Origin of the sequence: Corallococcus sp. RDP092CA, assembly GCF_041903675.1 — a bacterium.
Taxonomy (GTDB): domain Bacteria; phylum Myxococcota; class Myxococcia; order Myxococcales; family Myxococcaceae; genus Corallococcus.
Genome location: NZ_JAYESI010000177.1, coordinates 1 through 255, shown reverse-complemented (window position 1 = coordinate 255; position 255 = coordinate 1). Strand labels below are relative to the sequence as shown.

Sequence of the window (255 nt, the reverse complement as noted above, 5' to 3'; positions counted from 1 at the left end):
AACAACCGCTCGGAAGCGGCGCTGCGGAAAGCGGCACTGGGCCGCAAAAACTTTCTCTTCGTCGGCCACGAGGCGGCGGGCGAAAACCTCGCGGGCCTCTACGCCCTCGTCGCCACCTGCGAGGCCAATGGCGTCAACCCCGAGGCCTACCTGGCCGACGTCCTGCTCCGCGTCCAGACGCATCCCCACTCGCGCATCGGTGAGCTGCTACCCCACGAGTGGATGCGCCGACGCACCGCCGACCCGCCCGATTCG

At 69.0% G+C, this 255-nt stretch carries 1 protein-coding gene; it reads left to right on the top strand.

Translation table 11 applies throughout. From position 1 onward, the window contains the following. Positions 1-255: transposase domain-containing protein (locus tag U8525_RS34685; protein ID WP_374271007.1), on the top strand; the 255-nt coding region annotated here is incomplete at both ends.